This is a genomic window from Sulfitobacter pacificus (genome assembly GCF_030159975.1).
In the GTDB taxonomy this organism is placed as follows: Bacteria; Pseudomonadota; Alphaproteobacteria; order Rhodobacterales; family Rhodobacteraceae; genus Sulfitobacter; species Sulfitobacter pacificus.
Genome location: NZ_BSNL01000001.1, coordinates 1,428,312 through 1,446,965 on the forward strand (window position 1 = coordinate 1,428,312; position 18,654 = coordinate 1,446,965).

Genomic DNA, 18,654 nt, shown 5'->3' on the forward strand with positions numbered 1-18,654 from the left:
CTGTCTGACCCTGTTCACTTGTCGCGCAGGTTGATCAGATACTCCACTAATGCTGCGGTCGAGCTGTCCTTGCCTTCGGTACCTTGCGTGCCCTCGACAACAGGTTGCAACGATGTGGCCAGTTCTTTGCCCAGTTCCACGCCCCATTGATCAAAGGAGTTGATGCCCAGGATCACCCCTTCGACAAACACCCGGTGTTCATAGAGTGCAATGATCTGGCCCAGAATATAGGGATCAAGCCGGTCATAGACCAAGGTGGTCGAGGGACGATTGCCGACAAAGACGCGGTGCTGCGCCTGCCGTTCCAGCTCCTCACCCGTCAACCCCTTCTCCTGCATGATCTTACGGGCCTGCGCCAGCGAACGCCCCTGCATCAGGGCTTCGGACTGGGCCAGACAATTGGCAATCAGAAGGTGATGATGATGCGCCAACTCCGGTTCATGGCCATTGGCCGCAACCATAAATTCACAAGGGATCACACGGGTGCCCTGATGGATCAGCTGATAAAACGCATGCTGCCCGTTGGTGCCCGCCGCGCCCCAGACAACCGGGCCCGTATCACGCGGTGATGCGGTGCCATCCATCTGCACACGCTTGCCGTTTGATTCCATCTCAAGCTGTTGAAAATAATCAGGCAAAAGCGACAGACGTTCATCATAGGGCAGTACGGCGCGGGTGGCATGGCCGCAGATCTGATTGTGCCAGATGCCGACCAGCGCCAGCATCATCGGCATGTTTTCCAATGGTTCAGCGGCACGGAAATGTGTGTCCATCGCATGGGCACCGTCAAGGAAGGCGTTGAACCCCTTTGGTCCGATGGCGATCATCAAGGACAGGCCAATCGGTCCCCAGACGGAATAGCGCCCGCCAACCCAATCCTCAAAGCCGAAAACACGCGCCGCATCGATGCCAAAAGCCGCGGTCTTGTCTTCTGCTGTACTGAGCGCCGCAAACTGCGTTGCCGGATCACCACCATGATCCACCATCCACGCCCGTGCGGTGCGGGCATTGGTCATGGTTTCGATGGTGGTAAAGGTCTTGGAGGCGACGATCACCAGCGTGGTTTTCGCATCCAGCCCGCGCAAGGTATCCGCGATATGCGCCCCATCCACATTGGACACAAAATGGCAGCGCGGCCCGTCGTGATACGGGGCAAGCGCCGCCACCGCCATAGCGGGGCCAAGGTCGGAGCCACCGATGCCAATGTTGACCACGTCGGTGATCTCGCTGGCGCGGATTTCATCGGAAAAGTCTGCCATCCGTTTTAATGTCGCGCGGATGGCGGGCATCACGTCCTGCCCATCCACCAGAACCGGCGCATCATCGCGGTTGCGCAAAGCGGTGTGCAGAACCGCACGCCCCTCGGTGTCGTTGATTTTCTCACCCCGGAACATGGCATCGCGTTTCTCTGCCACGCCGGCACTTTCGGCCAGCGCAATCAGATCAGCGCGGGTGTCCGCATCAATATTGGTTTTGGCATAGTCAAACGCCATATCCTGCGTGCGGATCGTAAAGGCCTGCGCCCGCCCTGCATCTTCGAACAGTGCCAGAATGGGCCGTTCGCCAATTGCTTCGTGGCGGGTGTGAAGTTTATTCCAGATCTCCATCACGCGGCCCAATGCACGGTGGCGTTGGCCAGTACCGCTCCAATCGGTGCCTCTTCCGGTGGCAGGCTTTGGGCCCGCTCCACCGCAGCGCGTTTGTCGTCGCCAAAGATCACCACATGGGTCGACATGGAACCATTCAGCACATGCAGCGGCAAGGTGACCCGCACCATATCCTGATCTGCCGGTTGCACAGCACAAAGCAGCGGCGCATCATTGGCCATCGCCTTGCCCACGCCCTCTCCATTCGGAAACAGCGACGCGGTGTGCATGTCAGCCCCCATGCCCAGCAACAACAGCGACAAGGGAAAATGCTCCGCCAATGTCGGCGCAACCTCTGCCGCCCCGTCAGCGGCGGACAGGCCATCACGATAGAACGGGATAAACTCTGCCTCGGCCGCAACCCCCGTCAGCAAGGTGTTTTTCACCAACCGCGTATTGGAATGCGCGTTCTCTTCATCCACCCAGCGTTCATCGGTCAACATCACACGCACGCGGGACCACTCCAGCTCAACTGCGCTTAGCATTTCGAAAATCGGGCCGGGCGTGGTGCCACCGGGCAGGGCAAAGGTGACGTGATCCTGCACTGCCAAAGACTTGCGCAGCTCACCAGCCAGCACATTCGCAACAGACATCGCCAACATTTCCCGGTCGGCGTATTCGATCATATTCATAGGGATACCTTTCGCCATTCGCGGCCATCACGCCGCATCAATTCATGTGAATCCGTGGTGCCATCAGAGCCGCTGTCATAGGGTTTGGGCACCTCGCCGCGGGCTTCCCATCCATGGATGATCGGATCGGTCCAGGCCCATGCCGCCTCAACTTCGTCGCCGCGCATAAACAAGGTCTGGTTGCCCCGGATCACATCCATGATCAGCCGCTCATAGGCGTCTACATGTTCGGCGTCATCGCCCAAAGCCTCGGAAAAGGTCATATCAAGCGGTACATCAATCAGACGCATACCACCCGGCCCGGGTTCCTTGATGGTCACACCCAGTGTAATGCCCTCGTTTGGTTGCAGCCGGATCGACAGCACGTTGCGGTGTTGCCCTGCATCCGGTCCGAAAATCGAATGCGGCGTTTCCTTGAACACCACCGAGATTTCCGAGGACCGCGCCGCCATCCGCTTGCCGGTGCGCAGATAAAACGGCGTGCCTGACCAGCGCCAATTGCTGATCTGGGTTTTCAGCGCGATAAAGCTCTCTGTCTTGGAGCGTGGATCGCCCACGGCCTCGCGGTAACTTGGGTTTTCCGCCTCTTGCCCCGCCTCAGCCTCATATTGGCCGCGCATAATGTGGTGCGGCAGGACCGGATCCAGCGCCCTGATCACCTTGAGTTTTTCATCGCGCACCGCATCAGGGTCAAACCGCGCCGGTGGTTCCATCGCGATCAGGCATAAAAGCTGCATCAGGTGGTTCTGCACCATATCGCGCATGGCACCGGATTTATCGTAATATTCGCCCCTGCCCCCGACACCCACGGTTTCTGCCACGGTGATCTGGATATGATCCACGTATTGCGCATTCCACAAAGGTTCGAACAGCATATTGCCAAAACGCACCGCCATCAGGTTTTGCACGGTCTCTTTGCCCAAATAATGGTCGATCCGGTAAATCTGATCTTCGTTAAAATACTTGGCCAGCGTGCCATTCAACGCCTTGGCCGTGGCCAGATCGCGGCCGAAGGGTTTCTCGACCACGATGCGGGCATCTTCATCTGCCATGCCCCAATGCTGCAACCGTTCAGCCAGATCACCGAACAAGGAAGGTGCGACAGAGAAATAATAGGCCTCAACCCGGCCTGTCCCTTTCATCAGATCTTGCAATTCGGCCCAACCGGCCTCGCCTTTGGCATCAATGGTCACATATTCCAGCTGCGCCAGAAACGCGGCAAGCGTATCAGCGGGCGGCGTGTCGATTCCACCGAACTCATCAATCGCCCCCGCGACCATCTCGCGGTATCCAGCGCTGTCCATATCGGTACGTGCCGCCCCGATGATCCTTGCCTCTGGCGGCATCTGCCCGGCCATGAACCGGCGGAACAACCCCGGCAAAATCTTGCGCCGCGCCAGATCCCCGGTTCCACCAAAGATCACCAGATCAAAGGGATCTACCGGAATAACCCGCGATACCATATGCGGCACACCATCATGAAGCTTGGTCATTTTATCCCCGTCTTATATCGTCGTCGCTATTGTTAGCGGTAACATAGCCATATTTCTGCCGTTCACAAGGCCGTGCACACCTAAGTTGCAGGTCTTTCAAACCTACCCCCGATATCGTAGCACAATGGATAACACGCACAGCAATGAAACAAGTGGTTTCACAGCAAAAGTTGCGCAGCAAGGAGCAGTCATGAAAGATCTGGACGTCACGGGCGGAACCGCCAATATCGGCAAGTTCCAAGACCCTGCGCTGACCGCCAAGGGGGAAAAGCGGGCCACGGTGGCGCTGAGCAATCCGCAAACGCTGTGGTTCAACACCGGCACCCTGTGCAACATCGAATGTGTAAACTGCTACATTGCCTCAAGCCCCAGCAATGATGCCCTAGTCTATATCAGTGCGGATGAGGTGCGCGACTATCTTGATCAAATCAAGGCGCGCAACTGGCCGGTCACCGAGATTGCCTTTACCGGTGGCGAACCCTTTATGAACCCACAGATGATCGAGATCACCGAAGCCTCGCTTGCCCGTGGGTATGATGTCTTGATCCTGACCAATGCCATGCGTCCGATGATGCGCAAATCCATGCAGGCCGGGCTTTTGCGGTTGAATGCCGCTTATCCGGGCAAGCTGACGCTGCGGATTTCCGTCGATCACCACCGCGCTGAACTCCATGATGCGGAACGTGGCGCTGGCGCATTTGAGAAAACCCTGACCGGCATGAAATGGCTGCGCGATAACGGGTTTACCATGGCCGTGGCGGGGCGTTCGGTCTTTGGTGACAGTGACGCGGAAAGCCGTGCCGGTTATGGCGCATTTTATGCGGAACACGGGCTGGATATCGACGCGCATAACCCTGCCATGACGGTGCTGTTTCCCGAAATGGATGAAAGCGTTGAAGTGCCGGAAATCACCACGGCCTGTTGGGGCATTCTGGATAAATCCCCTGACGCGGTGATGTGTTCCTCTTCGCGCATGGTTGTCAAACGCAAGGGAGCAGAGAAACCGGCGGTGCTGGCCTGCACCCTGCTGCCCTATTCTGCGGAATTCGAACTGGGCAATACCTTGGAGGAGGCGGAGAAAGACGTCGCCCTGAACCATCCCCATTGCGCAAAGTTCTGCGTTTTGGGCGGGGCCAGCTGTTCGGCCTGAGCCTATACCAGCCTGATCACATGCCCTTCGCACGGGTCTGCTGTGCCTTCGGCCAAGCCCGCATAGACCTGTGGTGCCGCCGATAGCCCGCTATGCACCGTGACTGTCAGCCAGTCAGAAGCCTCCCTGGCCAAACGCATAAAGGCGTCGGTAATCCGCCGGTCGATCTCGCCCGCGCCCCACTCCTTGCGGCGTTTGGCGATCTGGGCTGGTGCAAAAAAGAACTCTGGTTTCACACCGTCAAGTTCAACAGAAGGGTTAAACGCATCCCAATGGCTGATCCCGACTGCGGCTGAATGTTTCAGGTCCTCCGCCAGATGTTTGTGCAGCGCAGCCTTCACCGCCGCATTGCCCGCCATATCGACATAGACTGAAGGTGCATGCGCCAGCTGGGTGATCTCATCATAGCTCAGCACCTGATCACAGGCACCCAAACCTTGCACAAAACTGCGGTTACGCTCGGAAGTCAGCCCGACAATCTTGAAACCCCGGCCCTTGGCCTCGGCCAGATATTTACACAGCCCCAGACCGGTCTTGGACGACGCGCTGCCGATGATCACCTGTTTTGCGCCAAAGTAGCTGTTATCCTCCAGCCAGTCCGACAAGAGATAAGAGGTTGCCAGCAGGGGCTGCAACAGCGCACGAATATGGTCCTGATCCGGGGTGGTGTCGCCGACCGGCACATAGCGGTTGTAGACAGCGGGCAATTGGCTGCGGTGGCTTGCGACATCAGTGACATTTCCACGCGATGACACTTCCGGCGTGATCACCAGCGTTTCGGCCATCGGATAAAACCCGTAGAGCCGTGTCCCGACAGCCAAGGCTTCATTGCGGCTTTCCACAACCTTGCCAACGCCCCAGACCGGCACAATGCCCTGCCCTGCAATCCCACTTGGAAAAAACTGCCAATAGCCGATGGCGAAACCGGAGGCGGCATAGGTGACGTTATTGGCGGTCAGCGCGAAGCTTTCCAGCGCAATCCGCGCCTCCCTCGGGTGCAGGTCTGCCGGCGTTACATCGTTTTGCATAACGGTGGTGATCTTTTGCTGGTCTACCAAAATGCGCTGCATGTCATGCCCTCCCATGGATATGGCATCAGCCTAACCCAAGCGGCACCCATTGCGCTTGCACGAATCCATCCGACGTTGCGGCACTTTGGCACCCTCTAATGTAAGGTGAATTCGCCAACCTGATTTTGCCACTCTCCCGCGCCGATCAGTTTGCGGTGGGAAAAACGCACGGAATGCAAAGGCCCGTCAATTTCCTTCTGCCAGAACTCAACAAATTCGAACAGTTTCGGATGATCCGGGGCCAGATCATATTCCTGCCAGATATAGCTGTTCAGGACATGGGTATAATCGGGCATGTGGTAAAAGAACTCTGCCGTGGTCAGCCCATAGCCTTTTAGCATCAACTCGGTCTCTGATGGGGTCATTTTGACCTCCCTTTCTTGCTGCTGCACCACCAGCCTTGCACAAAGGATTTACTTTTCAATGAAAACAAAACCTTGGGGCCAAGCAGCGGGATAAACCGGTGCAGCGGGGCCACAGGGATTGCACCCTATCTGCGCTCTCTGCTATATCTGAACGCTATATGTAGATCTGATAAAAAGCCGAGCACCCAACGTGAACGACACGCCAGAAACACCTGATAACAATGATGAAAACCTGCCGGAGAAATACGTCTATGACGGCCCGTCGGTTACCATCGAACATGAGATGCGCACATCCTATCTGGATTATGCCATGTCGGTCATCGTTTCGCGTGCCATTCCCGATCTGCGCGACGGTCTGAAACCGGTTCATCGGCGCATTCTCTATGCCATGCATGAGACCGGAAACACCCACGACAAATCCTATCGCAAGTCGGCCCGCCCAGTGGGCGATGTGATGGGCCAGTATCACCCACATGGCGACTCTGCTATCTATGATGCCCTTGTGCGCATGGCACAGGATTTCTCCATGTCGCTGCCGCTGCTCGACGGTCAGGGCAACTTTGGCTCGATGGATGGCGATAACGCCGCCGCGATGCGCTATACCGAAGTGCGCATGGACAAACCCGCCGCCTATCTGTTGGCCGATATCGACAAGGAAACCGTCGACTTTCAGGACAACTACGACGGTAAGCAGCAAGAACCGACCGTCCTGCCTGCGCGTTTTCCAAATATGCTGGTCAATGGCGCGGGCGGTATTGCGGTTGGTATGGCGACAAACATTCCGCCGCATAACCTTGGCGAAGTGATTGACGCCTGTCTGGCGCTGATCGAAGAGCCTGACCTGACGTCAGAGCAGTTGATCGACTATATTCCCGGTCCCGATTTCCCCACCGGCGGCATCATGCTGGGCCGTGGCGGCGCGCGCAAAGCCTATCTTGAAGGGCGCGGCTCCGTTGTGATCCGCTCCAAAACCCGCGTTGAAGAGATCCGCAAGGACCGCTGGGCGATTGTCATCGACGAAATCCCCTATCAGGTGAACAAAGCCACGATGATCGAACGCATCGCCGAGGCGGCGCGTGATAAAAAGATCGAAGGCATTGCACACGTTCAGGATGAATCCGACCGCAATGGTGTGCGCGTGGTTGTCGAACTGAAACGCGATGCCACTGCCGAAGTGGTGATGAACCAGCTGTTCCGTTTCACACCGATGCAGACCTATTTCGGCTGTAACATGCTAGCGCTGAACGGTGGACGTCCCGAAACCCTGACCCTGCGCCGGTTCCTGACTTGCTTCCTTAATTTCCGCGAAGAGGTAGTCGCTCGGCGCACCGCCTTCTTGCTGCGCAAGGCGCGCGACCGCAGCCATATCCTTTGTGGTCTGGCCGTGGCTGTTACCAATATTGACGAGGTGGTCGCCACCATTCGCGCCTCTGCTGATGCCGCCGAAGCCCGCGAGAAACTGATGGAGCGGCGCTGGCCCGCGCAGGACATCCTGCCCTATATCGCGCTGATCGACGATCCGACCCATACGGCAAACGAGGACGGCACCTATAACCTGTCCGAAATTCAGGCCCGCGCCATTCTGGAACTGCGCCTTCAGCGCCTTACCCAGATCGGTGTGAAAGAAGTAACGGACGAACTGGAAGAACTGGCCCGCAAGATCAAGGAATACCTTGAGATTCTGGGCTCTCGTGAGCGGATCATGGGGATCATCTCGGACGAATTGCAGGAGTGCAAAGACCTCTTCGCCGTGCCGCGCCGCACAGAGATTGTCGACTGGTCCGGTGACATGGACGACGAGGATCTGATTGCACGTGAAGACATGGTCGTGACCGTGACATCCGGTGGTTACATCAAGCGCACCCCGCTGATTGATTTCCGCAGCCAGCGCCGTGGCGGCAAAGGCGTGTCCGGCATGGCCACCAAGGAAGAGGATGTGGTCACCACCCTTTTCGTGGCCAACACCCATACACAGCTGTTGTTCTTTACCACTGACGGCATGGTCTACAAACTCAAGACCTGGCGTTTACCAGCGGGCGGGCGCACCTCCAAAGGCAAGGCGATTGTGAACATCCTGCCCATCCCGACAGGTGTGTCGATCGCCGCGATCATGCCTGTGGATCGCGATGAAAAAGAATGGGACGATCTGCAAGTGGTCTTTGCCACCTCGGCAGGCACTGTGCGGCGTAACAAGCTGTCGGATTTCACCAATGTCATGCGCAACGGCAAGATCGCGATGAAGTTTGAGGACGAGCATGCCGAAACCACACTGATCAACGCCCGCATCGCCTCGCATGATGATGATGTGATGCTGGTCACTGATTCTGGCCGTGCCATTCGTTTCCCGGCCACGGATGTACGGGTGTTCAACTCACGCGCCTCTGTCGGGGTGCGCGGCATCAAACTGAACGGCGATGACAAGGTCGTTTCCATGTCGATCATCCGCCACTTTGACGCCACCAGCGATGAACGTGCCGCCTATCTCAAGATGCGCCGCGCGATGGCTGGGATTGCCGATGATGCCGAGAACGGCACCGATGAAGAAGCTGATCCAAATGCCACCATTGATCAGGCCCGCTATGCGGAAATGTCTGCGGCTGAAAACCTGCTGCTGACAATCACTGCGCAGGGCTCGGGCAAGCTGAGTTCCAGCCATGATTACCCAGTGCGTGGCCGTGGTGGTCTGGGTGTGACCGCAATGGACAAAGCCATGCGCGGCGGTCAGATCGTCGCCAGCTTCCCTGTGGAAATGGATGATCAGATCATGCTGGCCACGTCGAAAGGCCAGTCCATCCGGGTGCCGATTGAAGGGATCTCCTTCCGCTCGCGCAGCGCCGGCGGGGTCAAGGTGTTCGACACGGGCCGCAACGAAGTTGTGGTAAGCGTCGCCTGGATCGCGGATCAGGGCAATGAGGATGATGTGGTTCCCGACGCAGAGTAATCTGCGTCGGCCCCTGCGCACCTGCCCTCCACTGGGCTGCATGACCACCCCAGACAGGCCCCTTTTGGACAAACCGCCTGTCGGTGATCCTTGGCGTTTGCGCACCTAGCAACTGTTGAAAAGCCCCGGCTGGCATCAGCCGGGAGCTGCATTGTTCATGGATGCATGTGGTCCAACGGCCCTTGTTCGCCCCAGCCCACCCTATAGATCGTAAAGTTCGCCAAATTTCTGCGTCAGATAGCGGATCAAAGGTGCCTCGCTTGGCGCAGCCCCGCTGGCCTTTTCGATCACCTCGCGCGGCTCATACAAGCCGCCGTGCTGCTGCACCTTCTGACCCAGCCAACCGGTCGCCCCGCTGGTCACACCCTGTGCCAGCTCATCGTCCAGATCCGGCAGATCCTTGCGCATAGCCTCGTTCAGACAGCCCGCATAGACATTACCCAAACTATAGGTCGGGAAGTAACCGATCAGCCCAACCGACCAATGCACATCCTGCAACACACCGTTTGAGGGTTTATCGACCGCATAGCCAAAATCAGCCTCGAAACGGTCGTTCCACGCGGCCTCAAGGTCACCCACCTGTAGATCATGGCTGACCAGCGCCCGCTCCAGATCGAACCGCATCAGCACATGCAGGTTATACTGCAATTCATCCGCCTCGGTACGAATAAACCCGTCCGATACCCGATTGACGATCTTGTAAAAGATTTCGGCATCCGCCACCCCAAAATCACCAAAGGCTTCCCGCATCTGCGTGAACAGATACCCGCAGAATGCACGGCTGCGGCCGATCTGGTTTTCATAAATCCGGCTTTGGCTCTCATGCACGCCCATCGAGGCACCGCTGCCCAAAGGTGTCAGCAGATAGTCACGGCTGATGTTCTGCTCATAGGCACCATGGCCCACTTCATGGATGGTAGAGTAAAAACAGTTGAATGGATCGCGAATGCTGGTCCTCGTGGTCACCCGAACATCCAGCCCCGAACCGGAAGAAAACGGATGCACCGCCTTGTCCACCCGCCCGTGGCTCATGTCATAGCCAAAATCGCGCGCCAATTGCCGCGTCAGTTTCATCTGCGCGCCTTCGTCAAAATCCCCGGTCAGCTGCGGCGGTGCCTTGGCGGCCCGGACCGCGGCGCGCAAACGGGTCAACTCGGGCCTTAACGCCCCGAACATCGCCTCAAGTTCGGCACCCGTGGTGCCCGGCTCATAATCCTGCAACATCGCGTCATAGACATCGCCACTGGCGGCCAGCGCCTGCCCTTCCTCACGCTTCAAGGCCAGCACTTCGGTCAGGGTTGGCGCAAATGCGGCAAAATCATCCTGCGCACGGGCTTCTGCCCAGATCCCCTGTGCCTCAGAGGTCACCCGCGCAATCCGCGCCGCCAGCGCAGCCGGGACCTTTGAAGCCCGATCATAGGCGCGCTGGATATGGCGGATCTGCGCACGGCCCACCTCGTCCAGTGCAGCCTCGTCAATGGAATCCAGCCATTCAGCAACCCTTGGATCCGTGCGCCTCCCGTGCAACACCCCCTCAAGGGCGGCCATTTCTTCGGCGCGTTGCGGTGCCGCGCCCCTCGGCATCATGGTTTCCTGATCCCAGCCCAGCCGGCCCATCACCTGCGAAAGGGCCTGCGTTTCGCGCTGATGCGCCATCAGTTCGGCAAATGCTGTCATGTCAGTTTCCTTGAATACGAGAGGCAATAGGATAGGCGCTCAGATACCGTGCTCGCAGGATCAAAACCCAAAGGACCACAGCAAGCGCCTGATGGACCAGCGCAATATGGACTGGTGCCGCATAAAGCACGGTGATGATCCCCCAAAGGATCTGCAGCGCCAGAACCGCCATCACCGCATTAAACGCAAACCGTGTGGTGGCATGGGCCGATGTGCGCCCCCTCAGCCAGACCACAACACCGAAAACCGCCAAAAGATAGCCGCTGATGCGGTGCATGAATTGGACCAGACCGGGGTTTTCAAAGAAATTGCGCCATACCGGGGTCTCGCTGAAAGCATCCGGCGGAAAGAACTGTCCCTGCATCAGGGGCCAGTCGACAAAATACCGCCCCGCATCAATACCCGCGACCAGCGCCCCCAGCAAAATCTGCAAAAATGCAAAATGCATCAGCCCGGTGGCCAACGAAAACGGCTTGGCCTCTTTTGCCCGCCGTGCCTGCATCAGATCCCGCTCTGTCCGGCCCAGCAACAACACATACCAGGTAATGAACCCAAGGATCACGAAAGCCAGCCCCAAATGGGTCGCCAAACGGTAGCTTTTAACGTCCAGTGCCCCCTCACCCGTGGTCACCCCAGAGGCCACCATCCACCAGCCGATTGCGCCCTGCGCGCCTCCAAGCGCCCCCAACCACAGCAAACGACCATGCCAGCCGGCCGGAATTTGACGGCGCAACAGAAACCAGACAAACCCGATTGCCCAGACCAATCCAATCACACGCCCCAACTGGCGATGGCCCCATTCCCACCAATAGATCAGTTTGAAATCAGCAAGAGTCATCCAGGCATTTTGCAATCTGAATTCGTCAATCTGCTGATATTTCTCAAACTCCGACGCCCAATCCGCCGCATTCAACGGCGGCACAGCACCGGTAAAGGGACGCCATTCGGTGATCGAGAGCCCTGAATCCGTCAATCTGGTCATCCCACCGACAGAAATCATCACAAAGACCAGTACAAACAATACCATCAGCCAGACCCGGATGGCCCCGCGCCCCGCGCCCCGGCCGCGATCAATCACCCCTGTCTGAACAACAGGTTTTGCCGCCTGATCAGCCCCGACATCTTCAAAAAGCTTGCGTTTCCCAGCCATGTTCCGCCTCTAAATCGCAGTTGAAAGAGTGGTATTGCAAGTCTCCCCCAAGGTCTAGGGCCACCCTACTCCCGGCGCAATTTGCCGCAACGCCACATGGTGGTCAGACGCCGGCGCAATCTTCTTTTCTCTTTTTGGCCTTATATCCTGCAGAGCGCGAGACAGCGTCTCGCCCGAATTTTCCAAGGAAAATTCATAAAATCGAACGCGGGCTTGCCCGCCCCTTTGCAACAGGGGCCACGCTCACCTCAGTCGCGTTCTTTCCATCGCACCATCTGCCGCATCATCCCATGCAGCATCTGCACATCCGCCCGCGTCAAGGCCATACGCGACCACATATTGCGCAGGTTCACCTTCATCGAAACCTCTTTATGGGCCGGATAAAAGAACCCCGCCGCTTCCATCCGCTCTTCATAATGGGCGGCCAGATGTTCCACCTCTTGCCCGCTGGCCCATTCGGTGCCGGCCAAACCATCTTCAACAGCGACCACTGCATCACCGCCGCGCATCCATTCATAGCCCATCAGCAATACACATTGCGCAAGGTTCAAAGAGGCAAAGGCCGGATTCACCGGTACCGAGACAATTGCATTGGCCCGCGCAATATCATCATTTTCAAGCCCCGCGCGCTCTGGCCCGAACAGCACCGCCACCCGCTGGCCAGCGGCAATGCGCCTGCGCGTTTCCACCATGGCCGCTTCCGGGCTGAACACAGGTTTGGTCAAGTCACGGCTGCGTGCGGTGGTGGCGAAAACAAAATCGCAATCCGCCAAAGCATCAGGCAGATCCGCACAAAGCTTGGCCTCGTCCAGCAGACGCCCCGCGCCGGAGGCCATGGCAACCGCTGCCGGATTGGGCCAACCGTCCCGCGGTGCCACGATACGCATGTGATCCAGGCCAAAGTTCCACATCGCGCGGGAGGCCGCCCCAATGTTTTCCCCCATTTGCGGGCGGACCAGAATAAAGGCAGGAATGGCGGGGGGGATCACTGTATCTGACATAAAACGCCTCATACGCCGGGGGCATTGCACCTGCAAGACCAGCCGCAGGTCACAAACCCCCGTTTTCTTTTCGACAGCACTCAGCTAGTGCTGCATAAGTTACCGCAAAAGGACGCCAAGATGGACACGCCCGAACACCCCCAGATCTACCTGATCACCCCGACCGAGATTGATCCAAGCACCTTTGCGCCGCAATTGGCGGCTGTTCTGGATGCCCATCCGGTGGCCTGCGTGCGTCTTGCCCTGTCTACAAAGGATGAGGTTGAATTGTCCCGCGCCGCCGATGCCCTGCGCGAGGTGACCCATGCACGTGACGTGGCATTGGTGGTGACAGATCATCTGCAAATGGTCGAACGGCTTGGCCTTGATGGGGTACACCTGTCCGATGCCGCCCGTTCGGTCCGTTTCACCCGCAAGGAACTGGGCGAGGATGCCATCGTCGGCAGCTTCTGTGGCCCTTCCAAACATGACGGCATGGCAGCTGGTGAAGCGGGCGCGGATTACATCAGCTTTGGTCCGGTTCAGGCCAGCACCTTGGGCGATGGATCTTTTGCCGAGCGCGAAATTTTTGAATGGTGGTCAGAGGTGATCGAGGTCCCTGTTGTCGCCGAAGGTAGCCTGAACGCAGAGATGATCCGCGCGCTTGCTCCTTATACCGACTTTTTCGGCATCGGCGATGAAATCTGGCAGGATGCTGATCCCAAAGCGGCCCTTGGCACGCTGATCAAAGCTATGATGTAGGGTGGGTGCGAACCCACCCCCAACTGGTTTGCGCCGCGCCGCTTACAGGAACACCCGCTCAACCACCCACCATGCACCGATAATCGCGATCAGCAATGATCCGGTGACAGATACCGCGCGGAACATCACCGGATAGCTGCGCACGGCACCTTCTTCGCCGTCGATCTTGGCGGCATTGGCGGCGCGCACACTCAGCCAGATCAATGCTGCTGCCATGGCAATAACCGTCAGTTGCCCCAGTTCGACCCCGACGTTAAACCCGATCAGCGCGGGAATGAACTGCCCTTCGGGCAGGCCAAATTCCCCCAGCACAGAGGCAAAGCCCAGCCCGTGCAACAAGCCGAAACCAAAGACAATCAGCGGCCGCCATGTACTCAGCCCGCGCATGAAGATGTTTTCAACCGCCACATAGACAATTGACGCGGCAATCAGCGGCTCCACAATCGAGCCGGGAATTGTGACCCAGCCCATCGCCCCCAAGGCCAACGTGACCGTATGCGCCAGCGTAAAAGCCGTGACCTGCCACAAAAGCGGACCCCAACGGGTCGAGAGCAGGAACAACCCCAAAACAAACAGGATATGATCCAGCCCCTGCGGCAGGATGTGGTCAAACCCAACAGGGATATAGCTGACAAGCGCCTCGGAGGCAGACATCGCACCCCCCCCGGCAACGGAAATTTCAGGGCTGGTTTCCCCGCCCGCCAGATATCCGGTAAACGGCGCATCTACCCCCTGTTGACGCAGCACCATTGCACCTGCGCCCTCGGGCCATGACAGGGTGACGTGTTGCGCTGCATCGGCGACCTCGCCCCGTAATACCCATTCGGACACCCGTGATAGCTCAATATCGACATCTTCGGGCACGCGCATCGATTGGCTTTCCAACTGCACAGGCACCCCGTCTACAGAGAGCAGTGGCAGATCATTCCACATGTCGAGCAAGGCGGGTGTACGCTGGCGGATATCCTCCCCAGACATCGCCCGCAGCGCATCATAGCCCGCTGCATTCTCCGCATCATTGGTATCGCTGATGCTGTCCAGATCGATGCCGGCAATAAAGGCCTCAAGATTGATGCGCAGGGTCAGCTCGGCCTGTCCGTCTGCTACTGTCAAATCACCAATTGTGGGTTCCACCTCATGAGCATGCGCCTCTGGGGCGAATAGGAATCCAAGCATTGACAAAACTGCCAGTACCACCAGCTTGTAGACTGTCTTAATGAAAGTTGTTGTCATGATTGCTCACCGCCTCTTTACCCTTCTGTTTTGTGCCCTGCCCTTCACCGCCAATGCGCATGAGTACTGGATAGAGCCCTTGTCTTATCAAGTCGCCGCAGGAGACAGAGTTCAAGCGCATTTTAAGAATGGCGAGGAATTTAAAGGCAATTCACAGTCCTTTTTCGACCGCAGCTCCATCCGGTTCGACATCATCATTGATGGCACGCCTTTTCCTGTCTCCCCCCGCGCCGGCGATTCGCCAGCCCTGGATATTGCCCTGCCCCTGAAAGACAAGTTGATCAGTGTGGTCCATGAAACCACCACCTCAACAGTGACGTACAGAGACTGGGAAAAGTTTCAGAAATTTGTCGCCCACAAGGATTTCACCAATGCCGAAGTGGATCACATCGCCGCCGGATGGTCACAGGAAAAGTTCCGCGAAATCTATTCGCGCCATATCAAATCGCTGATTGCCATTGGCTCAGGTGCGGGAACCGACAGTGGCGCCGGTCTGAAAACCGAATTTGTGGCTCTGACCAACCCTTACGAAGAAGGGTTTGCAGGAACAATGGCGGTGATGTTGTATCTCGATGGTGCCCCGCGCCCGGATGCGCAGGTCGAGGTATTTGCACGGGCGCCGGATGACAGTGTGACCATCACCCTGCACCGCACAAATGCGGAGGGCAAAGCGGAAATTCCTGTGTCACCGGGGTATGAGTACCTTTTTGATGCTGTGGTGCTGCACCCCGCCGCCGATGCAACCACCGAAGAAAACGCAATTGTCTGGCAGACCTATTGGGCCGCGCTGACCTTTGCGGTTCCGCAGTAAATCGCAGTATCCTGCTTGCGTCCGGCAGCCTCGCATGGGTAAACCGCAGCTATGAATGCAACACCTGATATCCTGTGCATCGGCTCCGTCCTTTGGGATGTGATAGGCCGGTCTGAAACGACCATGCGTCAAGGCTCGGACATGCCGGGGCGCATCACGCAATTGCCGGGTGGTGTGGCCCTGAACATTGGCATGGCGCTTGCCCGCTTTGGATTGCGCCCCGCTTTGCTCAGTGCGGTCGGGCGGGATACTGACGGCGATGCCCTGATTGCCGCCTGTCAGGTGCGCGGTTTGACGACAGAGTTCATTTACCGCTCTGATGATTTGCCAACGGACAAATATATGGCGGTGGAAGGGTCAAACGGTCTGATCGCCGCCATTGCGGATGCCCATTCGCTGGAAGCGGCAGGTGACAAGATCCTGCGCCCGCTGACCGATGGCAGCCTGCCGTCCCCCTATGCCGGTGCCATTGCATTGGATGGCAATCTGACCGTTGATCTGTTGGGCCAGATGGCACAAAGCCCGCTGCTGGCGGCGGCGGATTTACGGGTCGCACCGGCCTCCCCCGGCAAGGCCCTGCGCCTTAGCCCGTTTATTCAGGCCAAACGTGGTACGCTTTATGTGAACCTCGAAGAGGCGGGCCTGTTGTGCCAGACCTCCTTTGCCAATTCATCAGAGGCGGCGAGTGCCCTGCTGGCGCGCGGCACCATACGTGCCGTTGTAACCGATGGCAGCAATCCCGCCACTGTAGGCGCAGCGACGGGGTTGATCACCCAACAACCGCCACAGGTACATGTAACCCGTGTGACAGGTGCCGGTGACACATTTATGGCTGCACATATCGCGGCGGAATTAAACGGGCATGATCCGGCCAAGGCGCTTTCCCAAGCGCTTGAGGCTGCAGCCCTCTATGTCTCAGGAGAGACCACCATATGACATCCTTCCCCCTGACCTTCAGCAGCGAAGTTGCCAACGCCCGTGACGGCGGCTTGCCCATTGTGGCGCTTGAAAGCACCATCATCACCCATGGCATGCCCTATCCGCAGAACCTTGAGGTTGCCCGGCAAGTCGAGGCGGATGTGCGCGCTGCCGGGGCCACCCCCGCGACAATTGCGGTAATCGACGGGCAGTTGCACATCGGGCTTGAGGAAAAGCAGCTGATTGCGCTGGCGCAGGCCAGGAATGTCGCCAAGCTCAGCCGCGCGGATATGGCCGTGTGCATTGCCACCGGGCGTACCGGGGCCACCACCGTTGCCGCAACCATGATCGCCGCACAGCTGGCCGGTATCGCAGTGTTTGCCACCGGCGGCATTGGCGGCGTGCATAAAGGGGCCGAGGGGACTTTTGATATTTCCGCCGACCTGATGGAACTGGCGCAAACGCCTGTGACTGTGGTGGCCGCCGGGGCCAAGGCCATTCTGGACGTGCCCAAAACCCTTGAAGTGCTTGAGACACAGGGTGTTCCGGTGATCGCCTATGGGCAGGACAGTTTTCCGGCCTTCTGGTCTGCAACCTCTGATTTAAAGGCCCCCTTGCGTCTGGACAGCGCAGAAGACATCGCGCGCGCCCATCAGACCCGCGTGGAGATGGGGCTGCCGGGTGGGCAGTTGGTCGCCAACCCGATCCCATCAGATGCGGAAATCCCCGCCGCCACGCTGGCACCTGTCATCGCGCAAGCCCAACAGGATGCAGAGACCCACAGCATCACCGGTAAAGGTGTCACCCCCTATCTGCTGCAACGCATTTTCGAGCTGACCGAAGGTCGCTCCCTGACCGCCAATATCGCCCTTGTCCGTAACAACGCACGGCTGGCGGCGGCAATTGCTGCACTTTTGGCCACCGGAGAACCCCGTTTGCGCAGCACGAACCGATGAATATTCTGATCCGAAGCTGCGCACCCATTGTCGCAGCGGCAGAAAGCCCCTAACTGACATGGGACCAGCACCGGATCAGAAAACACTATGAACACGCCCTTTGACCTTGAAACCCCACCGAAAAAGCGTGGTTCCATCATTGGATCGCTGCGCGCGTCGTTTCTGACCGGACTTGTGGTGATTGCCCCGGTCGGGCTGACAATCTGGTTAATCTGGTCGGTTGTTGGCTGGATTGACGGGTTCGTCCTGCCTCTGGTGCCGTCCTCCTATCACCCGGATCGCATGTTGCAGGATATGCTGGGGCTGGACCCTTCTGTCCAAATCAACGTGCGCGGCCTTGGCGTGGTGATCTTCCTGATCTTCACCATTGTTGTCGGCTGGCTCGCCAAAGGCTATATCGGTCGCTCGATGATCCGCTTTGCCGAAAGCCTTGTCTTGCGCACACCGGTTGTCCGCACGATCTATTCCGGCATCAAACAAATCTCCGAAACCATTTTTGCCCAATCCGAACGCAGTTTCGAAAAAGCCTGCCTGATCGAATACCCGCGGCGCGGCATCTGGGCGCTTGGGTTCATCTCTACCGACGCAAAGGGCGAGATTTCCAGAAAAACAGGTGAGAAAGACGAACCGATGGTATCGGTCTTTCTGCCAACAACACCCAACCCGACTTCCGGGTTTCTGCTGATCTTTCCAAAATCCGATGTGATCGAACTGGACATGACCGTAGAGGATGCGGCCAAGCTGGTGATTTCTGCCGGGCTGGCCTATCCACCGGACACCGCGTCAGGCACGGACGGAAATGACGTGCTTGAGCTGGCGAACAAGATTGCAGAGGCCGAGGAAACACGGTCGGACAGCTAGGCGAATATC

General features: G+C 58.0%; 16 protein-coding genes. 7 read left to right on the top strand and 9 right to left on the bottom strand.

Annotated features, from left to right (window positions below):
- Positions 1-14: 14 nt before the first annotated feature.
- From pgi to zwf, 3 genes are read right to left on the bottom strand one after another with little or no spacing between them, the layout of a single operon-like run.
- On the bottom strand, positions 15-1,610 hold the full coding sequence (gene pgi, locus QQL78_RS07250) for a glucose-6-phosphate isomerase (RefSeq protein ID WP_386257661.1): 1,596 nt from the start codon (positions 1,608-1,610) through the stop codon (positions 15-17).
- On the bottom strand, positions 1,607-2,278 hold the full coding sequence (pgl, locus tag QQL78_RS07255; RefSeq protein ID WP_284372017.1) for a 6-phosphogluconolactonase: 672 nt from the start codon (positions 2,276-2,278) through the stop codon (positions 1,607-1,609). The genes pgi and pgl overlap by 4 nt, the downstream gene beginning before the upstream one ends.
- Positions 2,275-3,741, bottom strand: coding sequence for a glucose-6-phosphate dehydrogenase (gene zwf, locus QQL78_RS07260; RefSeq protein ID WP_284375485.1), 1,467 nt, complete (start codon positions 3,739-3,741; stop codon positions 2,275-2,277). Before zwf ends, pgl begins: the two co-directional genes overlap by 4 nt.
- A gap of 220 nt (positions 3,742-3,961) precedes the next feature.
- Here zwf and QQL78_RS07265 point away from each other — a divergent pair, with 220 nt between their 5' ends.
- Complete coding sequence (locus QQL78_RS07265; protein ID WP_284372019.1) at positions 3,962-4,921, top strand: radical SAM protein; 960 nt, start codon at positions 3,962-3,964, stop codon at positions 4,919-4,921.
- Between the two features lie 2 nt (positions 4,922-4,923).
- Here QQL78_RS07265 and QQL78_RS07270 read toward each other — a convergent pair whose 3' ends face one another.
- Both QQL78_RS07270 and QQL78_RS07275 read right to left on the bottom strand, forming a co-directional pair.
- The gene (locus tag QQL78_RS07270; RefSeq protein WP_284372021.1) at positions 4,924-5,991 is read right to left on the bottom strand and encodes a DUF2855 family protein; all 1,068 of its coding nucleotides are present in this window, start codon (positions 5,989-5,991) and stop codon (positions 4,924-4,926) included.
- A gap of 95 nt (positions 5,992-6,086) precedes the next feature.
- Positions 6,087-6,356 carry an usg protein gene (locus tag QQL78_RS07275; protein ID WP_284372022.1) on the bottom strand — a complete coding sequence of 90 codons (270 nt, stop codon included), beginning with the start codon at positions 6,354-6,356 and terminating at the stop codon, positions 6,087-6,089.
- A 190-nt stretch (positions 6,357-6,546) separates the two neighbouring features.
- Here QQL78_RS07275 and gyrA point away from each other — a divergent pair, with 190 nt between their 5' ends.
- Positions 6,547-9,297 (top strand): DNA gyrase subunit A, encoded by a 2,751-nt coding sequence (gene gyrA / locus QQL78_RS07280; RefSeq protein WP_284372024.1) that lies wholly within the window; start codon positions 6,547-6,549, stop codon positions 9,295-9,297.
- Positions 9,298-9,498: 201 nt separating this feature from the next.
- Here the strand turns inward: gyrA and QQL78_RS07285 are convergent, their stop codons facing one another.
- The 3 genes from QQL78_RS07285 to QQL78_RS07295 form a co-directional block, all read right to left on the bottom strand.
- The gene (locus QQL78_RS07285) at positions 9,499-10,974 is read right to left on the bottom strand and encodes a carboxypeptidase M32 (RefSeq protein ID WP_284372026.1); all 1,476 of its coding nucleotides are present in this window, start codon (positions 10,972-10,974) and stop codon (positions 9,499-9,501) included.
- A 1-nt stretch (position 10,975) separates the two neighbouring features.
- Complete coding sequence (gene ctaA / locus QQL78_RS07290) at positions 10,976-12,124, bottom strand: heme A synthase (RefSeq protein WP_284372028.1); 1,149 nt, start codon at positions 12,122-12,124, stop codon at positions 10,976-10,978.
- Positions 12,125-12,372: 248 nt separating this feature from the next.
- On the bottom strand, positions 12,373-13,125 hold the full coding sequence (locus QQL78_RS07295) for an RNA methyltransferase (RefSeq protein WP_284372030.1): 753 nt from the start codon (positions 13,123-13,125) through the stop codon (positions 12,373-12,375).
- A gap of 120 nt (positions 13,126-13,245) precedes the next feature.
- Between QQL78_RS07295 and QQL78_RS07300 the strand changes: the two genes are divergently transcribed.
- Positions 13,246-13,866, top strand: a complete 621-nt coding sequence (locus QQL78_RS07300; protein ID WP_284372031.1) for a thiamine phosphate synthase — start codon at positions 13,246-13,248, stop codon at positions 13,864-13,866.
- A gap of 42 nt (positions 13,867-13,908) precedes the next feature.
- Here the strand turns inward: QQL78_RS07300 and QQL78_RS07305 are convergent, their stop codons facing one another.
- A complete protein-coding gene (locus tag QQL78_RS07305; RefSeq protein WP_284372033.1) occupies positions 13,909-15,099 on the bottom strand; it encodes a HupE/UreJ family protein in 1,191 nt (396 codons plus the stop codon).
- On the opposite strand from QQL78_RS07305, the gene QQL78_RS07310 reads away from it, so the two are divergent.
- The 4 genes from QQL78_RS07310 (at position 15,098) to QQL78_RS07325 (ending at position 18,645) form a co-directional block, all read left to right on the top strand.
- The gene (locus tag QQL78_RS07310) at positions 15,098-15,910 is read left to right on the top strand and encodes a DUF4198 domain-containing protein (protein WP_284372035.1); all 813 of its coding nucleotides are present in this window, start codon (positions 15,098-15,100) and stop codon (positions 15,908-15,910) included. The two genes, QQL78_RS07305 and QQL78_RS07310, sit on opposite strands and share 2 nt — an antisense overlap.
- A 51-nt stretch (positions 15,911-15,961) precedes the next feature.
- The gene (locus QQL78_RS07315) at positions 15,962-16,846 is read left to right on the top strand and encodes a PfkB family carbohydrate kinase (protein ID WP_284372037.1); all 885 of its coding nucleotides are present in this window, start codon (positions 15,962-15,964) and stop codon (positions 16,844-16,846) included.
- Positions 16,843-17,784, top strand: a complete 942-nt coding sequence (locus QQL78_RS07320; protein ID WP_284372040.1) for a pseudouridine-5'-phosphate glycosidase — start codon at positions 16,843-16,845, stop codon at positions 17,782-17,784. The genes QQL78_RS07315 and QQL78_RS07320 overlap by 4 nt, the downstream gene beginning before the upstream one ends.
- Positions 17,785-17,871: 87 nt before the next feature.
- Positions 17,872-18,645, top strand: coding sequence for a DUF502 domain-containing protein (locus tag QQL78_RS07325; protein ID WP_284372042.1), 774 nt, complete (start codon positions 17,872-17,874; stop codon positions 18,643-18,645).
- The last annotated feature ends 9 nt before the right edge of the window (positions 18,646-18,654 follow it).